Source organism: Intrasporangium sp., from assembly GCF_035280925.1.
Lineage (GTDB): Bacteria > Actinomycetota > Actinomycetes > Actinomycetales > Dermatophilaceae > Intrasporangium.
Map to the genome: position 1 here is coordinate 1 of NZ_DATEEY010000032.1, position 6946 is coordinate 6946.

At 68.9% G+C, this 6946-nt stretch carries 9 protein-coding genes; 3 read left to right on the top strand and 6 right to left on the bottom strand.

From position 1 onward, the window contains the following. The 6 genes from VJN29_RS03475 to VJN29_RS03500 all read right to left on the bottom strand — a co-directional run. Positions 1 to 1572: vitamin B12-dependent ribonucleotide reductase (locus VJN29_RS03475; RefSeq protein WP_324142187.1), on the bottom strand; the 1572-nt coding region annotated here is incomplete at its 3' end. 115 nt (positions 1573 to 1687) lie between these two features. After that, positions 1688 to 2185 carry a transcriptional regulator NrdR gene (nrdR, locus tag VJN29_RS03480; protein ID WP_324142188.1) on the bottom strand — a complete coding sequence of 166 codons (498 nt, stop codon included), beginning with the start codon at positions 2183 to 2185 and terminating at the stop codon, positions 1688 to 1690. Positions 2186 to 2577: 392 nt separating this feature from the next. Continuing rightward, entirely contained in the window at positions 2578 to 2784 is a 207-nt protein-coding gene (locus tag VJN29_RS03485; protein ID WP_324142189.1) for a hypothetical protein, read from the bottom strand. Between the two features lie 29 nt (positions 2785 to 2813). Beyond that, the gene (locus VJN29_RS03490; protein ID WP_324142190.1) at positions 2814 to 4478 is read right to left on the bottom strand and encodes an alpha/beta hydrolase; all 1665 of its coding nucleotides are present in this window, start codon (positions 4476 to 4478) and stop codon (positions 2814 to 2816) included. Beyond that, entirely contained in the window at positions 4478 to 4777 is a 300-nt protein-coding gene (locus VJN29_RS03495; RefSeq protein ID WP_324142191.1) for a hypothetical protein, read from the bottom strand. The genes VJN29_RS03490 and VJN29_RS03495 overlap by 1 nt, the downstream gene beginning before the upstream one ends. A gap of 33 nt (positions 4778 to 4810) precedes the next feature. Then, the gene (locus VJN29_RS03500) at positions 4811 to 5137 is read right to left on the bottom strand and encodes a MerR family transcriptional regulator (protein WP_324142192.1); all 327 of its coding nucleotides are present in this window, start codon (positions 5135 to 5137) and stop codon (positions 4811 to 4813) included. 255 nt (positions 5138 to 5392) lie between these two features. Between VJN29_RS03500 and VJN29_RS03505 the strand changes: the two genes are divergently transcribed. The 3 genes from VJN29_RS03505 to VJN29_RS03515 form a co-directional block, all read left to right on the top strand. Further along, a complete protein-coding gene (locus VJN29_RS03505; RefSeq protein WP_324142195.1) occupies positions 5393 to 5824 on the top strand; it encodes an HSP20 family small heat-shock protein in 432 nt (143 codons plus the stop codon). A gap of 22 nt (positions 5825 to 5846) precedes the next feature. Then, positions 5847 to 6188, top strand: a complete 342-nt coding sequence (locus VJN29_RS03510; RefSeq protein WP_324142193.1) for a hypothetical protein — start codon at positions 5847 to 5849, stop codon at positions 6186 to 6188. 196 nt (positions 6189 to 6384) lie between these two features. Continuing rightward, positions 6385 to 6946: DnaJ domain-containing protein (locus tag VJN29_RS03515; RefSeq protein ID WP_324142194.1), on the top strand; the 562-nt coding region annotated here is incomplete at its 3' end.

The window sequence follows — 6946 nt, forward strand, 5'->3', positions numbered from 1 at the left end:
CCACGCCTTCGTCGCGGCCTTGTGGATGTCGGAGTCCATCGCGTCCAGCGTCCGGATGTCGTCGTTGGCAGCCTGGTGCTTCCGCATGACCCGCTTGTGCGCCTCCGCGTTGCGGGCGTAGCCGGCGTACGGCCCAACCACGGCCGCGAGCTCGGCCGAGCGCTTGTACGCAGCACCGGTCAGCAGCGACGTGATCGCGGCGGCGAGCGAACGCCCGCCCTCGGAGTCGTAGCCGTGACCCGTCGCCATGAGCAGCGCGCCAAGGTTGGCGTAGCCGATGCCGAGCTGGCGGTAGTCACGCGTCGTCTGGGTGATCGCCTCAGTCGGGAAGTCCGCGAAGCAGATCGAGATGTCCATCGCCGTGATGACGAGCTCCGTGACCTTCTGGAAGGTCACCGCGTCGAACGTGTCGTCGTCGCGGAGGAACTTGAGCAGGTTGAGCGACGCCAGGTTGCACGAGCTGTTGTCGAGCGACATGTACTCCGAACAGGGATTGGATGCCGTGATCCGCCCCGTCTCCGGGTTCGTGTGCCAAGCGTTGATCGTGTCGTCGTACTGCAGGCCCGGGTCGGCGCACTCCCACGCCGCCTGCGCGATCTTCTCGAACAGCTTGCGCGCATCGACCTTCTCGATGACCTCGCCGGTCAGTCGGGCCCGCAGGCCGAACTCGCCGCCGTCCTCGACGGCCTTCATGAACTCGTCCGTCACGCGGATCGAGTTGTTCGCGTTCTGGTACTGGACCGAGACGATGTCCTTGCCGCCGAGGTCCATGTCGAAGCCCGCGTCACGCAGCGCGCGGATCTTGTCCTCCTCGCGCGCCTTCGTCTCGATGAACTCCTCGATGTCCGGGTGGTCGACGTCGAGCACGACCATCTTCGCGGCACGACGCGTCGCACCACCGGACTTGATCGTTCCCGCCGACGCATCCGCGCCACGCATGAACGACACCGGGCCGGACGCCGTCCCACCGGACGACAGCAGCTCCTTGGACGAGCGGATCCGCGACAGGTTGAGGCCCGCACCGGAGCCGCCCTGGAAGATCTTCCCCTCTTCCTTGTACCAGTTGAGGATCGAGTCCATCGAGTCGTCAACGGAGAGGATGAAACACGCTGACACCTGCTGGGGCGACTTCGTCCCGACGTTGAACCACACCGGAGAGTTGAACGAGAAGACTTGGTGCAGAAGGGTATACGTCAGCTCATGCTCAAAGATCTCGGCGTCCTCATCCGAGCCGAAGTAGCCGTGTTGCTTCCCGGCCGCGGTGTAGGTCAGTACCACGCGGTCGATGAGCTGCTTCAGGGACTTCTCGCGCACATCGGTGCCGAGCGCGCCGCGGAAGTACTTGGTCGTGACGATCGTGCTGGCATTGACCGACCAGAAGTCAGGGAACTCCACACCACGCTGCTCGAAGATCGTCTCGCCGGTCTTCCAGTTCTGCTGGACGACGTCGCGGCGCTCCCAGGTGACCTCGTCGTAGGGGTGCACCCCGGGCTTGGTGTAGATCCGATCGATCTTGACGCCCCTCTTGGCGCCGCCCTTCGAACGGGAGCTGCGGTTTCCGATCTCCGTCATGCTGTGGCCTCCCTGACCGTGACAACGGTCCATGTCATGGACCGAATGTCCTAGTGATGAGTCTTCTACAGAGCACCGACAGTGCCCCGGGTGTTGCGAGGGGGGTGGAGGGCGACTACCGCTTCGCGCCGATCTCGGGCCGAACCGGAGGCTCGTGCCCGAGCGCGTCACGCTCGGCTCGAAGGACCGCGATGGCTCCTTCGAAATCCTCGAGCGTCTCCCAGGCCTGGTAGACGCTTGCGAACCTGAGGTAGGCGATCTCGTCGAGCTCGCGGAGCGGCTCGAGGACGGCCATGCCGACCTCGTGGGCCTCGATCTCCGCGCTCCCCTGCGCCCGGATGGTCTCTTCGACCCTCTGGGCGAGCAGGGCGAGGTCGTCCTCGGTGACCGGACGGCCCTGGCACGCCTTGCGCACCCCCGACAGGACCTTGGCCCGGCTGAACGGCTCCGAGGCCCCCGACCGCTTGATGACGTTGAGGCTCGAGGTCTCGATCGTCGTGAAGCGGCGGTTGCACTCGGGGCATTGACGGCGCCGGCGGATTGCGGTGCCGTCGTCCGTCGTCCGTGAGTCGATGACGCGCGAGTCCGTGTGCCGACAGAACGGGCAGTGCACCTGCGCTCACCTTCCTTCACAGCTGATTCCGTATGCCGCTGAGCTCGCTCTGGGGACAGAGCTGGGGACAGCGTGTGGATGGCTTGTGCGTAACGTGTCGCCCCTTGGGGACTACATGTGGACGACTTACAGCTATGTAACTACTAGATGTTGGGGTAATCGTAGGCACGTGACCCATGCGTTATCAAGCCAATACGGCAACTTCGGCGCGTCGTGTCCAGCCCCAGGCCGGTGACCTGCGCAAACGCCACACCAGCCCCACCCGTCCCGGGACACCATCGACCTGGACCTTCCCTCGAGTGTGCAGTAAACGCGATCGCCGCTCGGCCCAGCCCTGGTCGAGTGTGCAGTAAACGCCCAGCCTTCTCGTCGAGTGTGTAGAAAGCGCCGCCTCAGTCGAGGTAGGACCACACGAGGATCATGATGATCGCGGGCACGGCGCCGAAGGCCGCCCAGCCGAGCGACCACTCGATCCTCGTGCCGAGATCGGGCGGCGTCGCCGTCGACCAGCCCATCAGCAGCGACCCGAGCAGCCACCCGGATCCGACCACTGCCACCGCCGTGCCCGACACCAGGGGGCGGCCGTCCTCGTCCTTCATCCGCTTCTCCTCCATCTCGTTCGGATTCGTCAGGGGTCAGGGCGGCAGTCCCGCGCTCGGAACGACCCGACGGGGCTTCCGGCAAAGACCCGCTGGTCCGGTCGGCCAGCGGCGATGGCCGCCAGGTTGTGCTCGCTCGTCGTCCCGGCCTTCAGGTACGCGCTGTGCCACGGCGACCCCATGAGGAACTCGTTGGTCGATCCCGGCTTGAGCCCGCAGGCGGCCGACAGGTGGGCGACTCCGGGGACGTCGCGCGGATCGCGCCCGAACCATCCGGTTGCTGCAACAACGTCGGTCGGAGACGCGAGCACGTTGAGTCCGCCGGGTTTGAGGCCGGCCCCGCCGAGCGAGTCCAGCGCGGTCCCCGGCGAACCGAACAACGCGACGTCGTCCATCCGCATCACGTGCTGCAGCGAGAGGCCGGCCAGGACGGAGCCGTACGAGTGCGCCCACAGGGTCTGGTGCGGAGGCTCGTCGCGGCTGGCGGCGATGCCGTTCGTGAACGAGGCGAGCTCATCCGCCCACTCCTCGGCGAGGTCGTCCTTGAGGACCGACCTGCTGCCGAATGCCCCATCCCGCCACTGCGGCGCCGGGTAACCCATCCACTGCACGATCGCGATGTCGGCCTGGTCCCCCGTTCCCCGGGTCTTGGTCCATGCCAGCGTGCGCAGGCGGGCGAACGTCTCGTCGTAGCGGCGCAGGTCCAGGTGCGGGCTCGTCGAGAGCCCGCCGACATAGGTCGCGACGTGGCCGGCGCGGTCGACGTTCCCTACCGTCGTCACGGCCCGGACAACGGGCCCCGTGATGTCGACGAGCAGCAGGTGCCTGGTCACTCCATCCGACTTTCCCAGGACGGCGTCGATGGCCGCGATCGACTCAACCCGTTCCCACACCACGACGTCGGTGTGGCGCGCCCTGGGGCCGGCCCGGCGCAGCTGCTCAGCGGCCTCGACCCGCGCCCGAGCCAACAGCTTGAGGTTCGCCTGATGACGATCCCACGCCGGAATACCGTCCCGCGGCCCCACCCACTCCGGGTGGTGGCCGATCACCCACCGGCGTTCTGCCACGGTCAGGCTCCGCCACCACGCAGCGTTGGCGTAGGCGCCGTCCGCCTGCCCGCCCGCACCCTGGGGCGGCGGCGGCACGACGCCGAGGTCCTCAGCCACGCCAGCGGTGAGCCGGTGCAAGGCTGCGCCGAGAAGGGCGCGATGGACCTCGACATCGGTGGCCTCGGCAACCCGCACCGCTTCGTCGAGGCAGCGCCGCACCTCATCCACCATCAGCGCGTCGAGCCGGCCCACGTGCGCGTCCGTGGTGGGGTCGCCGGTCGGCCACCGATGCGGCAGATGGACCAAGCCGAGGTCGTCGGTCCACGCACCCCGATCCGACGCCGTGCGCTCCGCCCGACGGGCGAGCGCTCCGCAGGCATCCATCCTGCCAGCCAGGCCACGCAGCGCGGCCGCCGTCGCAGCCAACCGAACCGCCACGTCAGCGAGCGCAGTGAGTACCCCAACCTGACGTGCCGCCGCCGCGACCGCGGCAGGCCCGGTCCACGACTCCCCTGCCGCCCGGGCCCGGAGCACCGCGTCCGTGGCCGAGATGACACGGCGCCGCTGCGCCTCGAGTCGTTGGGCGACCTCGAGCACGACGGACGACTGGAACCCGCGGATGTGCCGCACCCCGATCTGCGGCATCAGGGTTGCTCGCGCCGCCGGGACAGGGCCCGCCGGGCGATCTGCTCCACCGCGGCATACGACTCGCCCGCCACCCCCAGCCCATCCCCTACCTGCTCGAGCCCGAGCCGGACCCGGAGCAGGCGGTCATCCCACGCCTCCCCGAGCTCCCGGATCGCCGCTGCCGTCAGCCCTCCCGGGAATGCCGACGCCAACGGCGCGATCGCCCCGGGGACGTCGACGCCCGCTAGCGCCCCGACCGCCTCGCCGAACCGCGCCGAGTCGCGGCCGAGCGCCTCGGGCTCCACCCCAAATCTCATCTGCAGACTCCTCCCAGCCCTATCTCGACGAGGCTAGGAAGAACCCGCGGAACGCCCTTCCGACTTCTCCACAGGTCTTGCAGGGGGAACGCCGAGTCGGTGGTGCAGGCGGTGGTTCTCGTCCTGGAGGTCGAGCACCATGGCGATGCCGGCCAGGTTCAACCCCGCCTCGAGCAGGGCGTCGATGCGCTGCAGCCGGTCCAGGTCGTCCCGGCTGTAGCGACGGGTGCCACCGGCGGTGCGCTCGGGTTCGAGCAGGCCACGCGACTCGTAGAGCCGCAGCCGTTGGACGCCCATGCCGACCAGCTGCGCTGCCACCGAGATCCCGTAGACGCCTTGGTCGGAGCGGATGTCGCTCATCGCGCGTCCCGCCCGCCGCCGAACAGCCGGGGCCGTTCGATGGCGACCTCCGTCAGGATCATCGCTGGCGCCTCCCTCGGCGTTCATCGGTGTCGGCCCGGTCCTCCGTGAGGACCGGCCGGTCCGTCGTGGCCTGGTTTCTCGGATTGCCCTCTTGACTCATCATCCTGCCAGGACTATAAGAAATCTATATCCGCTGCGATAGGTCAGTGGGTGACGGACAACACCAGAAAGGAGTGTTCGACGGTGGCTCAGTTGCTGATGCGCACCGATCCGTTCCGGGAGCTCGACCGGTTGACCCAACAGTTCTTCCGCGGCAACGGCACCGTGGCGTATCCGGCCGCGATGCCAATGGATGCCTGGCGCGACGGGGACACCTTCGTGGTCGAGTTCGACCTGCCGGGCGTCGCCCCGGAGGCGATCGAGCTGGACGTGGAGCGCAACGTGGTGACCGTACGCGCCGAGCGGCCGGCGCGCAGCGATAACCAGGAGATGCTCGCCGCCGAGCGGGCGCGGGGCACCTTCAGCCGGCAGCTCGTGCTGGGCGACAACTTGGACACCGAGCACATCGAGGCCAGCTACGACGCGGGCGTGCTCACGCTGCGAATCCCGGTGGCCGAGCAGGCCAAACCCCGCAAGATCGAGATCACCAGCGCCGGACAGGACCGGCAGGCCATCAACGCCTGAGGCTCGTTTCCGAGGTCGCGCCATGACCACGATCCGGCACACCTACGACGAGGGCCTGACCGACACCCTCGAGGAGCAGTTCCTCGAGCTGGTCTACTCCGACGAGGACTTGGTGCAGGCGGAGTTCGAGGCGATCATCGCTGCCGAATGGCCAACTCCGCCACCGGTGCGGCCCCCTCTGCGCCGCCCGGCCAGCCGGCCACCGACCCCGCCAGAGGGTCCCTGGAGGCGGGTGCAGCTCAAACGAGCGGCGAACAGGGCGCGGCATCCCGGCGTTGGGGGGTGGGCCAGGCAGCGCTCACCGCCTGGCCGACCGGCAACCCTGCAGCACCAGACCGAGACGACCAGACGGCGCCACGCATGAGGTGGCGACACACCCACTCAAGGCGATCTGTGTCACCGACGCCGCGCCGACGATGCTTCGCCCCCACCCGGCTGGCCGGGCACCCGTTGGGCCCGGCCAGCCCCCGACCAGACACGCCACACCCCGACACCGGTGATGCGTGGCCTCTCCGGTGGCATCGACATCCCGAGACAGCCCTCGCGAGCCGGAGGCGCTGATGACCGCTCCCAGCCCGGCCGAGCAGCCCAGCCCCGACCTGTACCAGATCCTCGGCCTCACACCGGCCACCAGCAGCGCCGAGATCACCCGTGCCTACCGGCGGCTGGCCCGGCGCTACCACCCGGACGTCGACACCACCCCAGGGGCCGCGCACCGGTTCACCGAGATCACCCACGCCTACCGGGTGCTGTCCGATCCCGGCGCCCGGGCTCGCTACGACGCGGCTCGGGCGCCGCGCCGGAGCCGAACCTCCACCGGTTCCCACCACGCATCATGGTCGCCGCCTAGCACCGGCCGGGCCCGTCCCGGCAGCACCCCCCGCGAGGCGCTCTGGCTCGGCGTCCCCACTCTCACCCACGCCTTCCACCTCGGCACCGACACTGCTGCGCGCCCACCCCCGGACGAGGAGGCCGAGCTCGAGCTCACCCTCGAGGAGAGCTGCCACGGCACGACCCGGACCGACACCGTGACCAGCCACGACAACACCGAGAGCGTCCACGTCGCCGTCCCACCCGGCCTGATCGACGGCGACCGCATCGAGGTCCCCACCACGCACCTGG

Bases quoted from the DNA above. Each gene is read 5' to 3' on its own strand.
- VJN29_RS03485 (WP_324142189.1), bottom strand. From the start codon at position 2,784: ATGAAGGACGAGGACGGCCGCCCCCTGGTGTCGGGCACGGCGGTGGCA.
- VJN29_RS03490 (WP_324142190.1), bottom strand. From the start codon at position 4,478: ATGCCGCAGATCGGGGTGCGGCACATCCGCGGGTTCCAGTCGTCCGTC.
- VJN29_RS03495 (WP_324142191.1), bottom strand. From the start codon at position 4,777: ATGAGATTTGGGGTGGAGCCCGAGGCGCTCGGCCGCGACTCGGCGCGG.
- VJN29_RS03500 (WP_324142192.1), bottom strand. From the start codon at position 5,137: ATGAGCGACATCCGCTCCGACCAAGGCGTCTACGGGATCTCGGTGGCA.
- VJN29_RS03510 (WP_324142193.1), top strand. From the start codon at position 5,847: ATGACCACGATCCGGCACACCTACGACGAGGGCCTGACCGACACCCTC.